Annotated in this window: 22 protein-coding genes; 9 read left to right on the plus strand and 13 right to left on the minus strand. The window is 68.0% G+C overall.

What is annotated here, in order from left to right; genetic code table 11:
* Positions 1-27: 27 nt before the first annotated feature.
* Both AC1ROD_RS18460 and AC1ROD_RS18465 read right to left on the minus strand, forming a co-directional pair.
* Positions 28-1422: an RsmB/NOP family class I SAM-dependent RNA methyltransferase gene (locus AC1ROD_RS18460; protein ID WP_492949719.1), complete on the minus strand. Its 1395-nt coding sequence runs from the start codon at positions 1420-1422 to the stop codon at positions 28-30.
* Positions 1419-3407: a potassium transporter Kup gene (locus tag AC1ROD_RS18465; RefSeq protein WP_492949720.1), complete on the minus strand. Its 1989-nt coding sequence runs from the start codon at positions 3405-3407 to the stop codon at positions 1419-1421. The genes AC1ROD_RS18460 and AC1ROD_RS18465 overlap by 4 nt, the downstream gene beginning before the upstream one ends.
* Positions 3408-3586: 179 nt before the next feature.
* Here AC1ROD_RS18465 and AC1ROD_RS18470 point away from each other — a divergent pair, with 179 nt between their 5' ends.
* Together AC1ROD_RS18470 and AC1ROD_RS18475 are read left to right on the plus strand one after the other, a co-directional pair.
* Entirely contained in the window at positions 3587-4057 is a 471-nt protein-coding gene (locus AC1ROD_RS18470) for an Rrf2 family transcriptional regulator (RefSeq protein WP_492949721.1), read from the plus strand.
* A 7-nt stretch (positions 4058-4064) separates the two neighbouring features.
* Complete coding sequence (locus AC1ROD_RS18475; RefSeq protein ID WP_492949722.1) at positions 4065-4862, plus strand: SDR family NAD(P)-dependent oxidoreductase; 798 nt, start codon at positions 4065-4067, stop codon at positions 4860-4862.
* A gap of 19 nt (positions 4863-4881) precedes the next feature.
* Here the strand turns inward: AC1ROD_RS18475 and AC1ROD_RS18480 are convergent, their stop codons facing one another.
* Complete coding sequence (locus tag AC1ROD_RS18480; protein ID WP_492949723.1) at positions 4882-5034, minus strand: hypothetical protein; 153 nt, start codon at positions 5032-5034, stop codon at positions 4882-4884.
* An 82-nt stretch (positions 5035-5116) separates the two neighbouring features.
* The gene (locus AC1ROD_RS18485; protein WP_492034354.1) at positions 5117-5812 is read right to left on the minus strand and encodes a MarC family protein; all 696 of its coding nucleotides are present in this window, start codon (positions 5810-5812) and stop codon (positions 5117-5119) included.
* Positions 5813-5895: 83 nt separating this feature from the next.
* Between AC1ROD_RS18485 and pyrF the strand changes: the two genes are divergently transcribed.
* The gene (gene pyrF, locus AC1ROD_RS18490; RefSeq protein ID WP_492949724.1) at positions 5896-6645 is read left to right on the plus strand and encodes an orotidine-5'-phosphate decarboxylase; all 750 of its coding nucleotides are present in this window, start codon (positions 5896-5898) and stop codon (positions 6643-6645) included.
* 127 nt (positions 6646-6772) lie between these two features.
* Here the strand turns inward: pyrF and AC1ROD_RS18495 are convergent, their stop codons facing one another.
* Complete coding sequence (locus tag AC1ROD_RS18495; protein ID WP_492949725.1) at positions 6773-7441, minus strand: hypothetical protein; 669 nt, start codon at positions 7439-7441, stop codon at positions 6773-6775.
* 207 nt (positions 7442-7648) lie between these two features.
* On the opposite strand from AC1ROD_RS18495, the gene trxA reads away from it, so the two are divergent.
* Both trxA and AC1ROD_RS18505 read left to right on the plus strand, forming a co-directional pair.
* A complete protein-coding gene (trxA, locus tag AC1ROD_RS18500) occupies positions 7649-8560 on the plus strand; it encodes a thioredoxin (RefSeq protein WP_492949726.1) in 912 nt (303 codons plus the stop codon).
* A gap of 16 nt (positions 8561-8576) precedes the next feature.
* Positions 8577-9233: an LON peptidase substrate-binding domain-containing protein gene (locus tag AC1ROD_RS18505; protein ID WP_492949727.1), complete on the plus strand. Its 657-nt coding sequence runs from the start codon at positions 8577-8579 to the stop codon at positions 9231-9233.
* A gap of 18 nt (positions 9234-9251) precedes the next feature.
* On the opposite strand, the gene AC1ROD_RS18510 is transcribed toward AC1ROD_RS18505, so the two are convergent.
* Positions 9252-10724: a nucleoside hydrolase-like domain-containing protein gene (locus AC1ROD_RS18510; protein WP_492949728.1), complete on the minus strand. Its 1473-nt coding sequence runs from the start codon at positions 10722-10724 to the stop codon at positions 9252-9254.
* A gap of 168 nt (positions 10725-10892) precedes the next feature.
* On the opposite strand from AC1ROD_RS18510, the gene AC1ROD_RS18515 reads away from it, so the two are divergent.
* Positions 10893-11087 carry a Trm112 family protein gene (locus tag AC1ROD_RS18515; RefSeq protein ID WP_492949729.1) on the plus strand — a complete coding sequence of 65 codons (195 nt, stop codon included), beginning with the start codon at positions 10893-10895 and terminating at the stop codon, positions 11085-11087.
* Positions 11088-11090: 3 nt separating this feature from the next.
* Here the strand turns inward: AC1ROD_RS18515 and holA are convergent, their stop codons facing one another.
* The 4 genes from holA to AC1ROD_RS18535 form a co-directional block, all read right to left on the minus strand.
* Positions 11091-12143 carry a DNA polymerase III subunit delta gene (holA, locus tag AC1ROD_RS18520; RefSeq protein WP_492949730.1) on the minus strand — a complete coding sequence of 351 codons (1053 nt, stop codon included), beginning with the start codon at positions 12141-12143 and terminating at the stop codon, positions 11091-11093.
* Between the two features lie 6 nt (positions 12144-12149).
* Positions 12150-12635 (minus strand): LPS assembly lipoprotein LptE, encoded by a 486-nt coding sequence (gene lptE, locus AC1ROD_RS18525; RefSeq protein ID WP_492949731.1) that lies wholly within the window; start codon positions 12633-12635, stop codon positions 12150-12152.
* The gene (gene leuS, locus AC1ROD_RS18530; protein ID WP_492949732.1) at positions 12635-15211 is read right to left on the minus strand and encodes a leucine--tRNA ligase; all 2577 of its coding nucleotides are present in this window, start codon (positions 15209-15211) and stop codon (positions 12635-12637) included. Before leuS ends, lptE begins: the two co-directional genes overlap by 1 nt.
* 202 nt (positions 15212-15413) lie before the next feature.
* A complete protein-coding gene (locus AC1ROD_RS18535; RefSeq protein ID WP_492949733.1) occupies positions 15414-15884 on the minus strand; it encodes a DUF3576 domain-containing protein in 471 nt (156 codons plus the stop codon).
* 411 nt (positions 15885-16295) lie between these two features.
* On the opposite strand from AC1ROD_RS18535, the gene AC1ROD_RS18540 reads away from it, so the two are divergent.
* Positions 16296-16706 carry an NtrZ family periplasmic regulatory protein gene (locus tag AC1ROD_RS18540; RefSeq protein ID WP_492949734.1) on the plus strand — a complete coding sequence of 137 codons (411 nt, stop codon included), beginning with the start codon at positions 16296-16298 and terminating at the stop codon, positions 16704-16706.
* Positions 16707-16710: 4 nt separating this feature from the next.
* Here AC1ROD_RS18540 and AC1ROD_RS18545 read toward each other — a convergent pair whose 3' ends face one another.
* Positions 16711-17337 (minus strand): thiamine phosphate synthase, encoded by a 627-nt coding sequence (locus tag AC1ROD_RS18545; RefSeq protein WP_492949735.1) that lies wholly within the window; start codon positions 17335-17337, stop codon positions 16711-16713.
* On the opposite strand from AC1ROD_RS18545, the gene AC1ROD_RS18550 reads away from it, so the two are divergent.
* Positions 17336-18055, plus strand: a complete 720-nt coding sequence (locus AC1ROD_RS18550) for a YggS family pyridoxal phosphate-dependent enzyme (protein ID WP_492949736.1) — start codon at positions 17336-17338, stop codon at positions 18053-18055. The two genes, AC1ROD_RS18545 and AC1ROD_RS18550, sit on opposite strands and share 2 nt — an antisense overlap.
* Before the next feature lie 61 nt (positions 18056-18116).
* A complete protein-coding gene (locus AC1ROD_RS18555; protein ID WP_207869995.1) occupies positions 18117-18803 on the plus strand; it encodes a response regulator transcription factor in 687 nt (228 codons plus the stop codon).
* A gap of 10 nt (positions 18804-18813) precedes the next feature.
* On the opposite strand, the gene xth is transcribed toward AC1ROD_RS18555, so the two are convergent.
* Both xth and AC1ROD_RS18565 read right to left on the minus strand, forming a co-directional pair.
* Positions 18814-19611: an exodeoxyribonuclease III gene (gene xth / locus AC1ROD_RS18560; RefSeq protein ID WP_492949737.1), complete on the minus strand. Its 798-nt coding sequence runs from the start codon at positions 19609-19611 to the stop codon at positions 18814-18816.
* 369 nt (positions 19612-19980) lie between these two features.
* On the minus strand, positions 19981-20616 hold the full coding sequence (locus AC1ROD_RS18565) for a LolA family protein (RefSeq protein ID WP_492949738.1): 636 nt from the start codon (positions 20614-20616) through the stop codon (positions 19981-19983).
* Positions 20617-20618 lie beyond the last annotated feature (2 nt).

The following is a 20618-nucleotide window of genomic DNA, read 5'->3' on the forward strand; positions in this document are numbered from 1 at the left end:
GCAAGGCTCCCCCGAAGCTGAACCTGCTCAGACCCGCTCCAGCTTCGCGGCGAAGAAGCCGTCGAGGCCGCCGTTTTCGGCCCACATGGAGGGCAGGATGCGCAGCCAGCCTTCGGGGGTCAGGGCTTCCTCCGGGGCGCCGACGGCGGCCGGATCGGCCTTCACCGTGCGGAAGGCGGGGTTGCGGCGCAGGAAGGCGATGATCTGGGTCTCGCCCTCTTCGCGCTCCAGCGAGCAGACGCAGTAGACCATCCGGCCGCCGGGGGCGACGCGCTCGGCCGCGGCGTCGAGCAGCCGGTGCTGGACGTCGGCCAGCTTGCCCACATCCGCCGGCTTGGTGGCGCGCAGGACTTCCGGATTGCGGCGGAAGGTGCCGGTGGCGGTGCAGGGCGCATCCAGCAGGACGGCGTCGAAGGTCCGGCTGTCCAGCCAGTCCTCCGCCGGCATGACGGCGATGGTGGCCTCGAGCCCGGTGCGGGCGAGGTTCTGGCGCAGGCGGTTGAGGCGAGAGTCGGAGCGGTCCAGCGCCTGAACGGTCGCGCCGGTCGCGGCGATCTGCAGGGTCTTGCCGCCGGGGGCGGCGCACATGTCGAGCGCGGTCTCGCCGGCCTTGGGGGCCAGCAGGCGCACGGGCACGGCGGCGGCGGCGTCCTGGACCCACCAGCTCCCGTCCTCGAAGCCGGGCCAGGCGGCGACGTCGCCGCGTTTGCCGGTGCGGACCGATCCACCGGGGAGAACTTCGCCCTCAACGGCTTCAGCGAGGGCGGCGGCGTCCTGACCGGGCTTGAGGCTGAGGTCGGTCGGCGGTTCCTCGCGGGCGGCCAGCGCCAGGCCGATCAGGGCCTGTTCGCCATAGATCTGTTTCCAGCGGGCGGCGATCCACTCGGGCAGGTTGGATTCCGCCGTGGTCAGGCCGGGACCTTCGCGGTCGATGCCGCGCAGGACGGCGTTGACGAGGTTCTTGTAGGGCCGGGTCTTGGGATCGCGCTCGGCCAGTTTCACCGCCGTCGAGACTGCCGCAAAGGCCGGGGTCTCCAGCACCAGGGTCTGGGCCAGGGAAATGCGCATCAGGGTGCGGACCGCCTCGGGCGGGCGCTTCTGCAGGCGACGGTCGAGAATCTGGTCGATCTCGCCCAGACGGCGCAGGGCGGCCATGGCCACGGCGCGGGCGAAGGCGCGGTCGGGGCCCGGCAGGGCCGTGACGGCGGGCAGGGCCAGGGCCTCGTCCAGACCGCCGCGGCGGACCAGGGCGGCGTTGAGCAGGACGCCGGCGGCGACGCGCGCCTCGACGCCGATGTCGACGGAATCGTCGGGCGCGGTCTGGACCTGCGGCTTGGGCTCACGACGCGGACCGCGCGCCTTGTCGGCGAGGCGACGACCGCGCGCGCCGGAGTCTTTCCCCTTGGGAGTGCCCCCGCTCAAACCGACACCTGCGTGCCGAGTTCGACCACGCGTCCGGGCGGGATGTGGAAGAAGTCCGTCGGGTTGGCGGCGTTACGCATCAGGAAGATGTACAGCTTGTCCTGCCACAGGGGCATGCCCTGGCTTGCCGAGGGGATGACCGAGCGGCGGCCGAGGAAGAAGCTGGTCGACATGATGTCGAACTTCAGCCCCTGTTTGCGGCACAGGCCGAGCGCGCGCGGCACCACGGGGCTCTCCATGAAGCCGTAGCTCAGGGTGATCTTCTTGAAGTCCTCGTTGATGGGCTCCATCAGGACTCGCTCCGAATCCGGCACGCGCGGCCGGTCGGTGGTCCGCACCGTCAGGATGACGTTCTTCTCGTGCAGCACCTTGTTGTGCTTGAGATTGTGCATCAGGGCGACGGGGGCGACGTCCGGGTCAGAGGTCAGGAAGATGGCGGTGCCGGGAGCACGGTGCGGCGGGCGGGCCCGCAGCATCTCGATCAGGTCGGTGAGCGGGAGGCTGTCCTTCTTGGCCTTGGCGGTCAGGATCTGCGAGCCGCGCGTCCAGGTCCACATGATCAGGATCAGGACCGCGCCCAGCACCAGCGGCAGCCAGGCGCCGTCGGGGATCTTGAGCAGGTTCGAGGTCAGGAAGACGGTGTCGATGAAGCCGAACGGGATCAGGCAGGCGAGCGTCGCCCAGATCGACCAGCCCCACTTCTTGGTGATGACCGGGAAGCTCATCAGGGTGTTGATCAGCATGACGCCGGTGACAGCGACGCCGTAGGCCGCCGTCAGGTTATGCGAGCTCTGGAAGACCACCAGAAGGGTCAGGACCCCGACCATCAGGAAGGTGTTCACGGCGGGCACGAAGATCTGGCCGGCCTGGGTCTCGGACGTGAAGCGGATGTCGATGCGCGGCAAAAGGCCCAGCTGGACGGCCTGCTGGGTCACCGAGAAGGCGCCGGTGATCACGGCCTGTGAGGCGATGACGGTGGCGACGGTCGCCAGACCCAGCATCGGCCAGTAGGCCAGCTCGGGCACCATGGCCCAGAAGGGGTTATCGGCGGCGCCCGGGTGCGACAGGATCATCGCGCCCTGCCCCAGATAGTTCAGCGTCAGGCAGGGCAGGACGAAGCAGAGCCAGCCGGCGCGGATCGGCGCCTTTCCGAAGTGCCCCATGTCGGCATAGAGGGCCTCGGCCCCGGTCACGGCCAGGAAGACCGAGCCCAGGATGATGAAGCCGAGGAAGCCGTCGTCCAGCAGCAGCATGACGCCGTAGTGAGGCGACAGGGCGCGCAGGATGCTGGGGTCGTCGAAGATATGAATCAGGCCGATGACGCCGAGGCTGAGGAACCAGATGGCGGTGATCGGGCCGTAGAATTTGGCCAGACCGGCGGTGCCGCGCGACTGGACGAGGAACAGGCCGACGAGGATGGCGGCGGCGATCGGAACGATGAAGGGATCGAGCGAGGTCCCCACGCCCGGCGCGTCCTTCACGCCCTCGATGGCCGAAAGCACCGAGATGGCGGGCGTGATGATGCCGTCGCCGTAGAACAGGGCCGCGCCGCAGACGCCGAGGATGAAGATCCAGGCGCTTCGCCGTCCGACGGCGTGCTGGGCCAGGGCCATCAGGGCCAGGGTCCCGCCCTCGCCCTTGTTGTCGGCGCGCATCAGGAAGATGACGTATTTGAACGTCACCACGATCATCAGGGCCCAGAAGGCCAGCGAGACCACGCCGACGATGGCCAGATCGCCGCCGACGCCCGACTGGGCATGGGCGATGGCTTCGCGCAGGGCGTAGAGCGGGCTGGTGCCGATGTCGCCGAAGACGACGCCGATGGCGCCGATGGTCAGACCCCAGAAGCCGGCGTGGCCGTGGCCGTGGGCGGCGGGCGCCCCGTTCGCAGACACGGCGGACGCACCGGCCGCGCCGGTCATTTCAGTGTTCGAGGTGGGCGGAGCGGGGGGAGCGCCGTCGCCTCGGGGAGCATCCCCAGCCATGAATATCCTCCGGGCTGCGCGATCGGCGCGCCCATCAAAGCGGAGCGCCTGTAGGCTCATTCCGCGCCCGGTTCAATCGTGCGACACCGGTTTCAGTTGCACCGTGTTCTCCCGATCCAGGCCTCCGATTTGTGAATCCGCCCCGGAACGCTTACCTTGGGGGCTGGAACAGAGCCAAAATGTCAGACAGCCAACGCTTTCCCGTCGCCGCCCACGCCCTGGCCTATCTGGCCCACAAGGACGCGTATGATGCGGCGCGCGCCATGCCCAGCGCGATCCTGGCCGCCTCGATCCCGACCAATCCGGTGGTGATCCGCCGCGTGACCGCCCTTCTGGCCAAGGCCGGGCTGATCGCCACCCGTCCCGGCGCGTCCGGCGGCAGCTGGCTGTTGCGCCGGCCCGAGGACATCCGGCTGGATCAGGTGCTGCGCGCCGTCAACGGCTGCGCCCATCTGGGCTCGACGCCTCAGGGGGCCAAGGGCTGTCCGGTCAGCGAACATATTCCGCGTCAGGTCGCCCGCGCCCTGACCGCCGCCGACAGCGCCGCCCATGAGGCCCTGAGCCGGATCACCATCGCCGATCTGCTGGCCGAGGCGCCTGAGTCCCTCGCCGCCTTCGCGCCCCACGCATCCTGCCCCGTCGCGGCCTGAGCGGCCCGTGAAGCGGACGGTTCTGGTCACCGGCGCCTCGGCCGGCATCGGGGCGGCCCTGGCCCGGGTCTATGCGGAAAAGGGCTGGGACGTGATCCTGGTGGCCCGGCGCGCGGTCCCGCTTGAAGCCCTCGCGCGTGAACTGACCGTCGATCATGGCGTGACGGCCACCGTCCTGACCGCGGATCTGGCCGATCCGGACGCCCCGCACCGGCTGGCCGCGACCCTGGAACAGCGCGGCTTGACCGTCGACGGCCTGATCAACAACGCGGGCTTCAGCCGCACGACGGGCTTCCTCTCGACCAGCCCTGATCAGCATGCCGCCATGATCGACGTCATGCTGACCGCCCCGATCGCCCTGAGCCGGCTGCTGCTGCCCGGCATGGTCGAGCGTGGGTTCGGTCGGGTGCTGAACGTGGCGTCTCTGGCGGGGCTGATGCCGGCGACGGGCGGAGACACCCTGTACGGGCCGATCAAGAGCTTCCTGATCAAGGCTTCTGCCGGACTGCATCTGGAGTTGGCCGGGACTGGAGTGCACGTCACCGCCCTGTGCCCCGGCTATACCCTGACCGAGTTCCACGACGTCAACGGCAGCCGCGAGGAGGTGTCCTCAGCCTATCCGGCCTGGATGTGGCAGACCGCGGACCATGTCGCCCGGGTCGGCTATGCGGCGGTGGAGGCCAACCGGCCGCGCGTGGTTCCGGGCTGGCGGAACAATCTTCTGGCGGCGATCCCGAAGCTGCTGCCCGACGGTCTCGCGCTGAAGATCATCGGCGGACACGCCAAACGCCTGAAACGGATCTGATCGCCCGATCAGCGCCCGATCAGTGAATGTGGTGCAGGCTCTCCGCGAGCGCAGCGCCCGCGCAGATCATCGCCACCGGGAGCGCCAGAATGACGACCCGCGCATTGCGATGAAGAAAGGTGACGACCTCGCCGAGCATTTCCGGAACCAAAAGCCTGTTTGCGTACTTCACTCACGCTAGGCCTATGTGCGGCGCACAATAAAGGCCGACCTTGGTTATAACGTCCGATTCCGGACGAAACCGGCGTTTTTCTTCAGTGTCCGCTGGGGTAGGGCGAGGTCACAGAGCCCGCGAACATGCCCGGAATGGCCTCCCCGAGACCCGCCAGAATGAACTGGATGGCCAGGGCGCAGAGGATCAGGCCCAGCACCCGCACGATGATCGCCATCCCGATCTCGCCGAGAATTCGGCTTAGGGGTCCGGTCAGGGCGAAGGTGACGAAGGTGGCCAGAGCCGCCGCCCCGATGGCGACGAGACCGGCGACCGTGCCGGTCGGCCCCAGCTTCTGGGCCTCGCCGGCCTGGATGATGATGGTCGAGATGGCGCCCGGGCCGATCAGCAGGGGCATGGCGAAGGGCACGATCAGCCTCTGGAACCGGCGCCGGGCATAGCCGCGCACATCCTTGGCGTCGGCCAGGGCGTCCTTGTCGGCGAACATGGTCAGGAAGTCCTCGCGGGTCATGTCGAGACCCAGCAGCAGCAGCAGGATGCCGCCCGCGATACGGAAGGCCGCCAGCGAGATGCCGAAGAACTGCAGCAGCCCGAGGCCCGTGAAGAAGAAGAAGGCGAGGAAGAGGGCGATGAAGACACAGATCAGGGCCGAGACCGACAGACGCTGACGGGTGTTGGCCCCGGCGGTCGCCGCCGCGAAAATCGGGATGTTGCCGATGGGGTCGACCAGGGCGAACAGGGCCACGAACAGGTTGACCCCCAGATCAAGCGCGTCCATGCCTGTTTCTCAGCCCAAATCCGCCGCCGGCCCCGCCCGACGCACCTCTGCGTCCGGTCTAGCCGCGAAACGCGAGTCCGTCGATGACCCTGCTTGACCCGAACGCACCGGAAACCGCGCTGAACCCCAACCGCGCGCCCGATCCCCGACTGATCTGCGCCCTGGACACCCCGACGACGGCCGAGGCCCGCGCCCTGATCGACCGGATCGAGGACGCCGTCGGCTTCTACAAGATCGGGCTGCAGCTGTTCGCCTCGGACGGAATGGGGCTGGCGCGCGAGCTCAAGGCCGAGGGGCGCAAGGTGTTTCTGGACTGGAAGCTGCACGACATCGGCGCGACGGTGGAGAAGGCCGCTGCGGTGCTGGCCGGGGCCGGTTGCGACCTCCTGACCGTCCACGCCCGGCCGCAGGTCATGGCCGCGGCGGCGCGCGGCGTCGCCGGGTCGGACCTGAAGGTGCTGGGCGTCACCGTCCTGACCAGTCTGGACGCCGAAGACCTGATCGCCGACGACCACAGCCTGTCGCCGGCCCTGCTGGTCGAGCATCGGGTGCGTCAGGCGCTGGACAGCGGCATCGCAGGGGTGGTGGCCAGCCCGCACGAGGCCGCCCGCGTGCGCGAAATCGCCGTCGCCGCCGGTCGCCCCGACTTCCTGATCGTCACCCCCGGCGTCCGCCCGGTCGGGGCGTCGATGGACGACCAGGCCCGCGCCGCCACTCCGGACCGCGCCCTGAGGGACGGCGCCACCCATCTGGTGGTCGGCCGCCCGATCAGCGCCGCCGCCGATCCCCGCGCCGCCGCCCTGGCGATCGCGGAAAGCATCGCGCTGATCTGAGGTCAGAGGGACTAGGGACCAGGGACCAGGGACTTTCCGCCGACACATCGCCCCAAAACGAAAAGAGCGGCCCGCCTTTCGACGGACCGCTCCAGTTTCGTAACCTGACCCGAAGGTCGAGGTCTTATCAGCCGCGCTCGCCGGGCTCTTGCGAGTAGCCCGAGCTGCTGCCGACGGCAGGAGCGGGGTAACCACCGGCCGGAGCGGCATAGCCGCCCGAGGTCGGGGCCGGAGCGGCCGGATAGGTGGCGGGGCCACCGTCCACGGCGCCCATCGGGGGCGGCGGCAGGTTGTTGGAAGCCGACGGCGGCGAAGCGACGTCGCAGCAGTGCTCGTCCGGATGATCCGGGCCAGCGGGCGTGAAGTGGATTTCCGGCGGAGCGACGGACACTTCCGACGGGCGGACGTGGACGTCGGGCGCTTCCAGGTAAACCTGGGCGGGCGCGACCTGGACCGGCGGGGCGTCGACGTAGATCGGCGGGCCCTGGATGTAGATCGCCGGCGACGGCGCGAACACCGGAGCGGACGAGATGCGCATGCCGGGCGCGCGGACGCGGATCGGCGGTGCGGGCGGACGCACGGTGTAGAAGGGAACGCTGACGGTCGGGACCGAGCATTCGCAGTTAGGATTGACGGCGGTCATGTTCGCGCCGCCGCCCCAACGTTCGCCCTCGATGATCGTGGACGTGTTGGCCGACGCCGTGGCATAACCGGCGGCTTCTTTGTCACCCGCGAAGGCCGAGCCGGCCGCCGCGAGAGTGGTGGCGCCCAGCGCCAGGATCAGAACTGATTTCACGATTGATGTCTCCCCAGTCACCCAGACCTTAATGAAGCATGAAGCAGAGCGGTTTGGCTTGCACCCAATAAGAGGAAAACCACGGATATTTTTCGCGTTGCAGGAGAGTGACACCCTCCGGCGGGAGAAATCCTTGAGTTTGTCGCCTCCGGGGACCATTTGACGCCTCCCCGCGTTATTCCCGACTCCAGATAAAGCAGGCTTTTGATGACCTTCGCCGACCCGAAAGCGAATTCAGAGACCAACGGTCACGGCGATGTGATCGTCGAGGGCTCCGACGCCGGCTTCATGACCGACGTCATCGAGGCCTCGCGCTCGCGGCCGGTGATCGTCGATTTCTGGGCGACCTGGTGCGGTCCGTGCCGGACCCTGACCCCGGCGCTGGAAAAAGCCGTGCGCGCCGCCGGGGGCGCGGTGAAACTGGTCAAGATCGACGTCGACAAGAACCCGGCCTATGCGGGCCAGCTGCGGGTCCAGTCGATCCCGACCGTCTACGCCTTCGTCAACGGCCAGCCGGTCGACGGCTTCCAGGGCGCCGTGCCCGAAAGCCAGATCAAGGCCTTCATCGACAAGCTGACCGGCGGCGAGGGCGTCAACGCCGACGTCGAACAGCTGCTGTCGCTGGGCGAGGAATCCCTGACCCTGTCGGACTTCGGCGGCGCGGCCCAGGCCTTCGCCCACGCCCTGACCATCGAGCCCGAGAACCAGAAGGCCATCGCCGGCATGGCGCGGGCGTATCTGGGCGAGGGCGACGCCGAACAGGCGGCCCAGACCATCGCCATGGCCCCCGCCAACTCGACTGAACCGGCCGTCGTCGGGGTGCGCGCGCAGTTGGCCCTGGCCTCCAGCGCGCCAGCCGGCGAGACCGACGCCCTCAAGGCCGCCGTCGCCGCCGATCCGGCCGACCACCAGGCCCGTTTCGACCTCGCTTTGGCCCAGGCGGCTTCCGGCGATCTGAAGGGCGCGGTCGACAGCCTGCTGGCCATCGTCGCCGCCGACCGCGAGTGGAACGAACAGGCCGCCCGCAAACAGCTTCTGACCGTGTTCGAAGCCGCCGGGGCGACCAGCGAAGTCGCCCGCGACGGCCGCCGCCGCCTGTCCTCGATCCTGTTCGCGTAAGCCGAAAGAACGCCGGATGCCCCAGGGCTATGTGAAGGCCGCGGACCTGCCCCAGGTCATCCCGGTGTTTCCCCTGCCCGGGGCGATCCTGCTGCCGCGCGGGCAGCTGCCGCTCAACATCTTCGAGCCGCGCTATCTGAACATGGTCGACGACGCCATGGCGGGCGACCGGGTCATCGGCCTGATCCAGCCCTCGGGCGGCCCGGCCAGCCTGCCCAGCCTGACCGCCGTCGGCTGCGCAGGCCGCATCACCAGCTTCGCCGAGACCTCTGACGGCCGCTATCTGATCACCTTGACCGGGGTCTGCCGCTTCCGGGTCACGACCGAACTGCCCAGCCAGACCCCCTATCGCCAGATCCGCGCCGCCTTCGCCCCGTTCGAGAGCGACCTGACCGTGCCGACAGGCGAGCCCTTCGACCGCGACGCCTTCCTGACCGCGCTCAAGGCCTATCTGGAGCGGCGCGAGCTGGAGATCGACTGGGACACCGCCGAGGCCGCGCCCCAGGAGGCCCTGATCAACAGCCTGGCCATGGCCCTGCCCTTCGAGCCGGCCGAAAAACAGGCCCTGCTGGAATCCCCCACGCTCGACGACCGCTGCCTGACCCTGACCGCCCTGATGCAGATCGACGCCGCCGAGCCCGGCGACGGCGAGACGCCGAGCTCGATGCAGTAGGGACAGACGTTCCGAAAGTCAGCGGGCCGTCGCGTTGGACACCACGTCAATGATGACCCGCCGATAGCGCGTCAGCCGCGGGGCGCCATGATCCGTCACCGCCAGGATGACGTGGATGGTGCCCGTGCCAGGAGGAACAACGCGGCTGGTCTTGACCAGCAGGGAGGCCAGCGGCTGGTCTGCATCCTGAACCTCCTGCTTCACGCCGGAGACGTTGTTTGACATGCTTCGCGTGCCCGGCTCCTCATAGACGAACCATGAATAGGACAAGGCGTCGCCATCGGGATCCGACGATCCCGTCGCGCTCAGCGCCACGCGGTCGCCCGGTCGGGCCTGAATATGATCGGGCATGCCCAGGCGGGGGACAGGCGGATGGTTCGCCTGCGCATAGGATTTGATCGTCCAGTCCATCCGTGCGGCGAAATCGTTCTGGAACGCCTCACGCCAGCGCCAGACGGTCGCATACTGGTCGTCGTGCCATTCGCCGTCGCGGCCAAGCACCTCGTCTGTCGCATCCGTCCAGATGGGCCGTGTCTCGTCCGCCAGAAACCATTTTTGCCGGTGGGGCGTGTAGAGCTCGTAGCGTCCGCCCCAGCCACCCCAGTCCGGGTGGTCGGGCGCGTTCAGGCCGTTATCCAGCAGGAACAGAAAGGACGGGGTGTCGCCTTCCATCTGGAACTTCCAGTTGGGATAGAGGTCCGACAGCGGCCCTCTGCCCCGAATATTCCGGTCGATCCATTCGTTGGTCACGAGAGAATAGTCGCCACCGGCGAAACGGCCGTGGAAGCGGTCACCGCTGATCCCGATCCAGGTCGACTTGTGAAAGGTCGCACCGGGACTGACGATGTAGAAGAGATCCGGAAACTCACGCCTTATCCAGGGGCCGCTGTCGTCCTGGTCCGATATGGCATAGACGCGCAGCTTGCTGACGAACCGGGCCAGTTCCTCGGGGGAACGCGTCGCCCGAACCTTCCAGAGCGCCTGCGCCAGAACGCTCGGGCCGCCCCAGACCGTCACCCAGAGCGGACGGTCGTCCTGACGGTCGACCGCCTTGATCAGCAGCTCGGAGCCGGACGAATCAAAGCCGCCCCCCACGCCGGCCTCGCCATCAATCACCGGCCCCTGCGCGACCACCGCGTCCAGCGCTGCGGCGGTCGGATATCCCGGCTCGTGAAGAAGGAGGTTGTCGCGCACCCGACCGTAGCCGGCGATGATCCCGGTGATCAGGTCCGGAAACAGCCCACTGCTGTTCCTGGTCGCGACAAGACCCTCAATGTCGAACTGGTTGGCGTAGGTCATCAACCGGACCATCGATTCCCGATCGTCAGGATCGCCGCCGATATCGGTCAGGACGAACAGCCGCTGTCTGGCCGGAGTCTGGGCCGCCGGAGACCCGGCGTCCTCTGCCCTGGCCGCTGACGGGGTCGCGGACGGAGCCAGCCACATCAGGCCGACAAGGATCATGACCGGCAGGCTCAGGAGACAACGCATGGCTTCAGCCCCTAAATGACACCGGTAGCCTTAGGGCGGACGTGATCGGCTCACCAGCAGTTTCGCCTGCGTCAGCCGCTCATCGGCGCGTGGAAATCAATGCGTGACGGCGCGAAACCGAAGGCATAGATCACGCACGCCTGCCCCAACCACCGACCGAGCCCGCCCATGTCCGACGCTTTCAACACCCCGACCTCGGTCGATCCCCGCCTGCTGGAGGTGCTGGTCTGTCCGGTGACGCGCGGCGTCCTGACCTATGACCGTGACGCCAATGAGCTGGTGTCGAAGTCGGCGAAGCTGGCGTTTCCGATCCGCGACGGCGTGCCGATCATGCTGACCGAGGAAGCCCGTCAGCTCGACTAGAGTCTAAAGACCCAGTCGTCTCGCGCGGGCGGCGATTTCCAGCAGCAGCCGCTCGGCGATCAGGCCCTCGGGCATGCCCGTGGTCTTGGTGGCGACATCGGCGACATTGACACTGTCCTGGACCTGATCGAGGTCCTCCAGCCGCCAGGAGCGGGCCTGACGCAGCATCTCGGCCTCCTGTTTCCAGAAGACCCCGGCGGCCTTGGCGGCCTCCTTGGCCCCGGCGCCCGCGCCCTGCAGCACATTGATACGGCGCAGCTTTCCGAGATGGATCGAGGCCTGACGCACGGCCATGACGGCGCTCTCGCCCTCGGCCAGGGCACGTCTGAGACCGGCCTGCGACGGGGCGGGACGGCCGCCGAAGGCCTGAAGCGCGGCGTCCTGAAGCGAAGCGTCGGGCTCGACGCCCAGATGGCCTTCCAGCTCGTCCACATCGATGGTCCGGCCCGAGCCGGGGCCGATATAGAGAGCCAGCCGCTCGATCTCCTGCCGCATCAGGCCGCGTTCGCGCGGCAGGCGGCTGACGAACCGGTCCAGCGCATCCGAGGTCAGGCCGACCTTGTCGGCGGCCAGGGCCTCGCGCGTCATCCGGGCCACGTCGCCGGTCTCATCCTCGTAGCAGGTGATGCCCGCCGCGCCCTTGGCCGTCTCGGCGGCCTTGCGCAGGGCCGAGTCACGGCCGAGCGCCCCGGCTTCGACGACCAGCATGGCGTCGGGATTGAAGCCGCCGTCGGAGTGGGTTTTGAGCGCCGCCGCCAGCATCTTGTCGACCGAGGCCTTTTCACCCCCCAGCTTGACGCGGATCAGGCGGCGGCCGCCGATCATACTCAGCGCCGTCAGGGCCTCTTCCAGACGCGCCTCGTCGCCGTCGATGTCGCTGTCGGTCAGGACAGTGACGTTGAAGGGGTCGTTCAGGTCGGGGGTGATGGCCTTGCACAGGACCTGGGCCCGTTCGGCGACCCCAGAGCGATCCTTGCCATGGATGACCACCGCCCGGATGCCCGGCTCGGGCTTGGCGAGGAAGCGGTCGATGTCCGGGCGTTTGGCGAGGATCATGACCGCTTACTGGTCCGACAGGGCCCGCAGGATGTCGATCCGGATCAGCCGGGCCAGTTCAGCGGCGGCCCGGTCCTCGCCGTCCTGCTGGGCGGCGATGGCGGCATAGGGCTGGTCGGCGGCGGCATAGGTCGAGGTCGAGGTCTCGGACCCGGTCAGGGGCGTGCCTCCCGCCGTCGGCGTCAGGGTCCAGGCGACCCGAACCGTCAGCTCATAACGGGTGGCGGTGTCGTCGATCCGGCGGCCGAGCGGGCGGCGCGCCTGTTCGGTCACCGTGGTCAGGCGATACAGCGGCGGCTGGGCGCCCCGATCCCAGGCCAGGGCGTCTTCCAGCTGCTCGCGCAGCCGGTAGCCCAGACGGTTGTCCTCGGCCATGACCGCGATCCGGCTCATCGTCGACGATCCGCCCGAGGCGTACATGGGGGTGAAGCCGCACCCGGACAGGGCGGCGCCGGCGAGCGCGATCACGGCCAGAAGGACGGCGCGCGCCATCAGCCGACCACCAGATTGACGATGCGATCCTGGACCACGATCACCTTCTTCACCGAAACCCCGTTGGCCGAGAGATAGGCCTGAATGGCGGGGTTGGCGAGGGCGGCGGCCTCGACGTCGACGCTCGCGGCGCCGCGCGGGGCGGTGATCTCGCTGCGACGCTTGCCCGAGATCTGGATCGGCAGCACCACCTCGTCGTCGGCGGCAAGAGCCGGATCGTAGACGGGCCAAGGGGCGTCCAGCACCATTCCCTCTTCACCCAGCCGCGACCAGCACTCCTCGGCCAGGTGGGGGGTGAAGGGGGCGATCAGGCGGGCCAGGGCCGACAGGGCCTGACGTTTGGCCTCGCCGCCCGCGCCCCTGGCGTCACGCACAGTGGCCAGGAAGGCGTAGAGCTTGGCGATGGCCGAGTTGAAGCGGAAGCCCTCGACCCCGTCCGACACGGCCTTGACGGCCTTGTGGGTCTCACGGATCAGGGCGGCGTTGGTGGCCTCGTCGCCGGCGACGGAGGCGTCATAGCCGTCGAACTCGGCCCAGACGCGCTGGACGAAGCGGCTGGCGCCCTCGACGCCGCCGGGGGTCCATTGCACATCTCGCTCGGGCGGCGAGTCCGACAGGACGAACAGGCGGCCGGCGTCGACGCCGTGGGATTCCAGAATCTCGGCCGGAGCGACGACGTTCTTCTTTGACTTCGACATCTTCTCGACGTCGCCGACGATGACCGGCTGGCCCAGTTCACGATCAACCCACTGGCCGTCGCGCTTTTCGACCTGATCGGGCGCCAGCCAGTTGCCGTTCTGGGACTTGTAGGTCTCGTGGACCACCATCCCTTGCGTGAACAGGCCGGCGAACGGCTCCTTCACCGACAGCATGCCGACGTCAGACAGGGCGCGGGTGATGAAGCGGGCGTAGAGCAGGTGCAGCACCGCATGCTCGACCCCGCCGATATACTGGTCGACGGCCAGCCAGCGGTCGGCGGCGGCCTTGTCGATCGGGGCGTCGGCCGTCGGATCGGTGAAGCGGGCGAAATACCAGCTGGAGTCCACGAAGGTGTCCAAGGTGTCGGTCTCGCGCGTCGCGTCCTGATGGCAGGACGGGCATTTGACGTGCCTCCAGGTCGGGTGGCGGGCCAGCGGGTTGCCGGGCACGTCGAAGGTGACGTCGTCGGGCAGGACCACCGGCAGCTGGTCGGCCGGGACCGGCTGGACGCCGCAGGACGGGCAATGGATGACCGGGATCGGGCAGCCCCAGTAGCGCTGGCGGCTGACGCCCCAGTCGCGCAGGCGATAGATGGTCTCGGCCCGGCCCTGATCCTGTTCCTCGACCCGGGCGATGGCGGCGGCCTTGGCGGCCTCGACGTCCAGACCGTTCAGGAAGTCCGAGTTGAAGATGCGGCCCGGGCCGACATAGGCCTCGGTTCCGATCTCGATCGTCTCGACATCGTCCGGTTTGACCACCGGAACCACCGGCAGGTCGTATTTGCGGGCGAAGTCCAGGTCGCGCTGATCATGGGCGGGACAGCCGAAGATGGCGCCCGAGCCATAGGTCGACAGGACGAAATTGGCGGCCCAGACGGGCACGGTCTTGTCCGGGTCGAAGGGATGGCGGACACGCACGCCCAGATCCACGCCCAGCTTCTCGGCCTTCTCGATATCGGCTTCCGAGGTGCCCGTCTGGGCGCAGGCCTTGATGAAGTCGGCGACGTCCGGACGATGTTCGGCGATGGCCTTCGTCAGCGGGTGATCGGCCGACAGGGCCAGGAAGCTGGCGCCGAACAGGGTGTCGGGGCGGGTGGTGTAGACCTCGATCGGATCGCGGTCGTGGCTGGGTTGGCCTTCAGGCTGCGACTCCAGGAAGGCGGGCGCCTCGACGATCGGCCACCACAGGGTCGCGCCCTTGGATTTGCCGATCCAGTTCTCCTGCATCAGTCGGACCTTGTCGGGCCAGCGGCCTTCCAGCGTCTTCAGTCCTTCGATCAGCTCGTCGGCGTAGTCGGTGATGCGCAGGAACCACTGGTTCAGCTTGCGCTTCTCGACCAGGGCGCCCGAGCGCCAGCCGCGGCCATCAATGACCTGCTCATTGGCCAGAACAGTGTTGTCGACCGGGTCCCAGTTGACCACCGCGTCCTTGCGATAGACCAGGCCGCGTTTGAACAGCTCCAGGAACCAGGCCTGCTGCTTGCCGTAGTATTCCGGGTCGCAGGTCGCGAACTCGCGCGACCAGTCCAGCGACAGGCCCAGCATCTTCAGCTGCTCGCGCATGGTGGCGATGTTGGAATAGGTCCAGCCCTTGGGATGGATGCCGCGCTCCATGGCGGCGTTCTCGGCCGGCATGCCGAAGGCGTCCCAGCCCATGGGGTGCAGGACATCGAAGCCTTGCGCCCGCTTGTGACGCGCGACCACGTCGCCCATCACATAGTTGCGCGCATGGCCCATGTGGATGTTGCCCGACGGATAGGGGAACATCTCGAGCACATAGTATTTCGCCCGCCCCGTATCCTTCGTGACGAAGGCGTTCGCATCCGACCAGCGCTGCTGCTGGCGGGGTTCGGCGGTTTTCGGTTCGTAACGGGCCACGGGCATCCTGAAGAGACGGCGAGGCGTGAAACGCCCCTCGCGCCGGATTAGCCCGAAGGGCGGCGACGCCCAAGGAAAATAGAGACGCCCTCCGCGCCGAAACGACGCGAAGGGCGAAAGCAGTCCGGAGCGCGCTCAAGCAGCAAGCGACCGCGTCGCGAGCGATAGCGCCCCTTAAATAAGCAAACTGATCGCTACGCGATCAGTTTGCGTTGGCGAGGTTGAGCTGGCGCGCCTTGGTCAGGATCGCGTTTTCCAGGTCAGTCTCGGTCTGGGCGGCGACGGGGGCGGCAGTCCAACCGCCCGAGGCGTCCTTGACTTCCTTGGTCACGGTCACGTTCAGGGCGTCGGCGCGCAGACGGGTGTCGAGGATGAAGACCGTGGCCTTGAAGCGCTCGTTCGGGGTCTGCGGATTGATGTACCAGTCATAATTGACCACGCCGCCCCACGGATCGGCGGTCAGCAGCGGCATGAAGCTGAGGGTGTCGAGCGTCGCGCGCCACAGATAGGCGTTCACGCCGATCCCGGTCTGGGTATTGGCCTTGGCGGGCTTGGGGCCGCCCGTGAAGGGCACCTTGACGCCGCCACAGGCGGACAGCAGCAGGCCGGACGCGATGGCGGCGAATACGGCGCCGCGTGCCATGGACTTGGCCATCGCTTTATTGGGGGCCATCGAGGAATTCTCCGTTCAGATTGGACGTCGACCCACGGGCGAACAGATGTCGTGCGGGCGCGACAGCTCTGACCGCCGTTGAATTGGGGGTCGAGGCCGCTGCGACGCTCTATAACACGCCCAAAAGGGGCGATGACAAGGCGAAGACCGCCGTGATCTTTGCAGTATCGAAAGCCGACATCCCGCGCCGCCGGTTTCAACGGCTCGTCCCGGTGTGAAACAGGTCCGTCCGTTTCCGCCCCATTCCCGTGACGCTAGCGCCACAGGGGCCAAATAGAGTCGGCGGAACCCGGATGAGGCGACCACGTTGCGTTGACCGGGCGGACCCACGATGTCTAATCGTCGGGTTCACGGCGAAAACGCCGGTTCAGGGTTTGATGATCCGGTTCAGCCGGGTCTGAAGGGTAGGAAATGCGGTTCGGCGCGATCTTCGCAGGACTTCTGAGCGCGGCGGCCCTGATGGGACTGGCCGGTACGGCGTCGGCCCAATCGGCCGGTTCGCGGACCCATGCGCCCGCCGTTTCCCTCGCCGAGGCCCAGGCCGCTCAAGCCGCCCAACGCGGCAACCCGCCTGCCCCACGCCGTGGCCTGCGCTGGTACGACACCGGCCGCTGGGGCCTGAATTTCAACCTCAACCAGCCCGTCGGTCGCGAGACCCAGTGGGGTGATGTCGAGGCCGGCGCCTATTACAGCGTCACGCCGCGCCTCAGCGTCGGCGCCGCCGCCAGCGTGGCCCGCCCCGAGCAGGACCCCGCCCGCGCTCCCGAGTCGGACAGCCGCTCGCAGCCGCGCATCCGGCTGGAATCCATCTTCAAGTTCTAAAGCTTCAGGCCGCGAAGGCGCTCTGAATGGCGTCCACGCCCGCGATGCCGCACGCGCCCGAGCCTGTCAGGGCGCCGACGGTCGTCGCATGGATCCCGCCGAGGGCGTAGACCGGCCGCCGCGCCGCCACGGCCTTCAGCGCCTCGACGCCCAACGGCGGCTTGATCGCCGAAGCGCCGCCCGCTGGAAAGATCGGCGACAGCACCACCGCATCCAGTGCGCCCGGGATCGCCGCGTCCACGGCATGCACAGCTCCGGTCAACCACCAGTCGGGCCGTCGCGCCCGCAAGACCTCCGCCTGCCCCAGAGCCCGCTGCGGCAGATGGACGCCGTCGGCGCCGACCGTCTCGGCCAGATCGGCGTCCAGACCGATCAGCAGGATCAGGCCGCGTTCGGTCGCGATGGCCCTCAACCGCCGCGCCACAGGCTCGGCGTCGGCCGCGCCGAAATGGCGATAGACCACGCCCGCTCCGATCGGGAGCCGTTCGGCCGTCCGCCAAGGCTCGGGCGTCCGCTCCGGATCGGTGAAGAAGAGCAGGGGCGCGCTGACAGACGCCGTCTCCCGGGCTAGACCCCGGGCTGCATCCCACAGGATGCGCGCCTCGTTCGACAGGGTTCCGGAGCCGTCCATGCCGTCGTCATCCCCCGCTTTGCCGCCCCAGTCTACTGTGGCCGAGCGCGTCGCGGCGGTGCGGGCCCGGATCGCCGAGGTCGCCCGATCCGTCGGCCGCGGCCCGGCCTCCGTCATCCTGACCGCCGTTTCCAAGACCCAGCCGCCCGAAGCCATCGACGCCATCCTCGCCACGAGCCAGCGCGTCTTCGGCGAGAACCGGGTGCAGGAGGCCGAAAGCCGCTGGACCGAGCGCAGCCGGTCCCTGCCCGACCTCGAACTGCGGCTGATCGGCCCCCTGCAGTCGAACAAGGCCGCCGACGCCGTCGCCTTCTTCGACGTCATCGAGACCCTGGACCGCGAGAAGCTGGCCCGGGCCCTGGCCGACCAGATCCAGCGTCAGGGCCGCAGCCCGCGGACGCTGGTCCAGGTCAATACCGGCGCCGAACCCCAGAAGGCCGGGATCCTGCCGAGGGAGGCTGACGCCTTCATCGCCCTGGCGCGTGAAACCTATGGGCTGAAGATCGAAGGGCTGATGGCCATCCCGCCCGCCGACGAAGCGCCCGGCCTGCATTTCGCCCTGCTGTCGAAGATCGCCGAACGCAACGGCCTGAAGGTCCTGTCGATGGGAATGAGCGGCGACTTCGAGACGGCGATTCGCTTCGGCGCCACCCACGTGCGGGTCGGAACGGCGCTTTTCGGGGAACGAAACTCTTTCGAGACGCCCTCTATCGCCTGAATCGACTTCATTTTCCCCGTCGCCCTTGGCGATTCACCCAAGCCTCGCCATTGTTATCGACATGCCCACGCCCAAGACCCTGCTGATCATCGACGACGACGACGACCTGCGCGAGGCCCTGGCCGAGCAGCTGGCGCTCCATGAAGAGTTCCGCACGGTCCAGGCCGCGACGGCCACCGAAGGCATCCGGCTGGGCCGTGAACTGCGCGCCGACCTGATCCTGCTGGACGTCGACCTGCCCGACATGGACGGCCGCGAGGCCTGCCGCCTGCTGCGCAAGGACGGGGTCGCCACCCCGGTCATCATGCTGACGGCCCAGGATTCCGACGCCGACACGGTGCTGGGCCTCGACGCCGGGGCCAATGACTATGTCACCAAGCCCTTCCGCTTCGCCGTGCTGCTGGCCCGCATCCGCGCCCACCTGCGCAGCCACGAACAGTCGGAAGACGCCGTCTTCGCCATCGGCCCCTATTCCTTCCGCCCGGCCGGCAAGATGCTGGTCGACGACAAGGGCAAGAAGATCCGGCTGACGGAAAAAGAGACCAATATCCTCAAGTATCTCTATCGCGCCGGAGCCAAGCCGGTGTCGCGCGAGGAGCTGCTGACCGAGGTCTGGGGCTATAACGCCGGGGTCACGACCCACACCCTGGAAACCCACATCTATCGCCTGCGCCAGAAGATCGAGCCCGAGCCCGGCGCGGCGCGGCTGCTGCTGACCGACGCGGGCGGATACCGGCTGCAGCCGTAAGGCCGATCGGCTAGACGTCCAGATCGACCGTGATCGGGCAGTGGTCGGAAGGCTGCTCCCACTCACGGACGGTGTCGTGGATCTTGGCGCTGCCCGGGATCACCTTCGGCGTCAGGCCGGGCGAGGTCCACAGGTGGTCGAGGCGCAGGCCGCGGTTGGACTTGCGGAAATCCTGGGCGCGATAGCTCCACCAGCTGGCCAGCTTCTGCGGCTCGGGGAAGGCGTCACGGACCACGTCGTTGAACCCTCCCGCATTCTGGAGCCGGTACAGGGTCTCGACCTCGCCCGGCGTATGGCTGACCACCTTGGACATATAGCGGTGGTTCCAGACGTCGAACTCGTTGGGCGCGATGTTGAAGTCCCCGGCCAACAGCAGGGGTTTGGAGCGATCGCGCGACGCCATCTCGGCCGTCAGTCGCTCGTAATAATCCATCTTGTGATCGAATTTCTCGTTCAGCTCGCGGTCCGGCAGGTCGCCGCCGGCGGGGATGTAGAAATTCTGGATCTCGACGCCCTCGACCACCGCCGAGACGACGCGGGCGTGCTTGTTGCGGCAGATATCGAGCTGGGGCGCGTCAGTGATCGGGCGGCGGCTGGCGATGGCCACGCCGTGCCAGCCCTTCTGACCCGCGATGCGCAGATACGGCATGCCCATCTCGGCGAAGGCGTTACGCGGGAACTGGTCCTCCAGACATTTGATCTCCTGCAGGCACAGGACGTCGGTCCCGCTCTCGGCGACGAACCGGGCCACCTGATCGATGCGGAGGCGGACGGAGTTGATGTTCCAGGTAGCGATGCGCAGGGTCATGGGGCGCTTCTAGCGGGCGGCAGCGCACACTCAAGCTAAACCCGACGCGCCATTCTTCTCGCGATGCCGCCCCTTGTCGCGCTCAAGCAGCGAGCGACCGCGTCGCGAGCGTTAGCGCCCTTGGAAACAAAGAAAAAACGCCCGGTACGAGCGTACCGGGCGCTGAAGTTTTTCTCTCTCACACGCCGCTATCGGGAGGGGATGACGTCCGACGCGGAAGAGCGACCGCCGTCGCTCTGTGCTCAAAGTGTCACGCCTCACAAAAAAGGTCAAACACTAAACTATGAAGCTTTGCCGTTGCGGTCGAACCACGATCCGCGAATCATCCGCCTACCCTCTCAACCGTCATGCTCGCGTGTCAGTTGCGGCCTAGTTCCGGCCGGGGCGGCGCGTGGGGTCGCGCAGCTGGAACAGGCTGGCGGCGAGGCCAGAGGCCGGCTGCAGGGTGGTCAGCTGGGTGCGGGTCCGGCCGCCTTGCGCATCGGTGATGGTCCATTCCTGCAACCGGAGCGGGCTTCCGGCGAAGGCCAGAATCACCGATCCGTCATTGGGGCGCGAGCCGTCGCGAGCGGTGATGGCGAAGGCGCCCGAAGGCATCCGGGTCACCCGGTCGATGCGCACGCCCTGATCCAGACGGACATTGCGGGCGAGGAAGGTCGACAGGGGCGTGGCCCCCAGCGGCACCTGACGGAAGACCTCGAGCCGGGGATCGTAGCGTTTGACGTTATAGCCGTCCGAGACGACCAGCAGGCCGGCGGGGTCGGTGTATTCGAAACGCATCTTGCCCGGCCGCTGCAAATAGAAGCGGCCACGGCGCTGCTGGCCGTTGGGGCCGGTCTCGACGAAGGTCCCCTGGGCCGAAGTCAGGTTCTGCAGATAGGACTGGGCGGTCTGGAGCGTGGCGCGATCTTCGGCGGACAGCCCCGATTGCGCGGCGGCCGGCAGGGCGGCGAGACCCGCAAGGGCGGCGGTTCCGAAAGCAAATGCGCGACGAGAAACGGTCATGG

The sequence above is a fragment of the Brevundimonas sp. GW821-FHT12E07 genome (assembly GCF_058807035.1).

Coding starts and splice junctions, on each gene's coding strand:
- AC1ROD_RS18465 (WP_492949720.1), bottom strand. CDS start 3,407: ATGGCTGGGGATGCTCCCCGAGGCGACGGCGCTCCCCCCGCTCCGCCC.
- AC1ROD_RS18550 (WP_492949736.1), top strand. CDS start 17,336: ATGCCGTCGTCATCCCCCGCTTTGCCGCCCCAGTCTACTGTGGCCGAG.
- xth (WP_492949737.1), bottom strand. CDS start 19,611: ATGACCCTGCGCATCGCTACCTGGAACATCAACTCCGTCCGCCTCCGC.
- AC1ROD_RS18470 (WP_492949721.1), top strand. CDS start 3,587: ATGTCAGACAGCCAACGCTTTCCCGTCGCCGCCCACGCCCTGGCCTAT.
- AC1ROD_RS18510 (WP_492949728.1), bottom strand. CDS start 10,724: ATGCGTTGTCTCCTGAGCCTGCCGGTCATGATCCTTGTCGGCCTGATG.
- pyrF (WP_492949724.1), top strand. CDS start 5,896: ATGACCCTGCTTGACCCGAACGCACCGGAAACCGCGCTGAACCCCAAC.
- trxA (WP_492949726.1), top strand. CDS start 7,649: ATGACCTTCGCCGACCCGAAAGCGAATTCAGAGACCAACGGTCACGGC.
- lptE (WP_492949731.1), bottom strand. CDS start 12,635: ATGGCGCGCGCCGTCCTTCTGGCCGTGATCGCGCTCGCCGGCGCCGCC.
- AC1ROD_RS18545 (WP_492949735.1), bottom strand. CDS start 17,337: ATGGACGGCTCCGGAACCCTGTCGAACGAGGCGCGCATCCTGTGGGAT.
- AC1ROD_RS18515 (WP_492949729.1), top strand. CDS start 10,893: ATGTCCGACGCTTTCAACACCCCGACCTCGGTCGATCCCCGCCTGCTG.
- AC1ROD_RS18555 (WP_207869995.1), top strand. CDS start 18,117: ATGCCCACGCCCAAGACCCTGCTGATCATCGACGACGACGACGACCTG.
- holA (WP_492949730.1), bottom strand. CDS start 12,143: ATGATCCTCGCCAAACGCCCGGACATCGACCGCTTCCTCGCCAAGCCC.
- AC1ROD_RS18540 (WP_492949734.1), top strand. CDS start 16,296: ATGCGGTTCGGCGCGATCTTCGCAGGACTTCTGAGCGCGGCGGCCCTG.
- AC1ROD_RS18535 (WP_492949733.1), bottom strand. CDS start 15,884: ATGGCCCCCAATAAAGCGATGGCCAAGTCCATGGCACGCGGCGCCGTA.
- AC1ROD_RS18565 (WP_492949738.1), bottom strand. CDS start 20,616: ATGACCGTTTCTCGTCGCGCATTTGCTTTCGGAACCGCCGCCCTTGCG.
- AC1ROD_RS18505 (WP_492949727.1), top strand. CDS start 8,577: ATGCCCCAGGGCTATGTGAAGGCCGCGGACCTGCCCCAGGTCATCCCG.
- AC1ROD_RS18485 (WP_492034354.1), bottom strand. CDS start 5,812: ATGGACGCGCTTGATCTGGGGGTCAACCTGTTCGTGGCCCTGTTCGCC.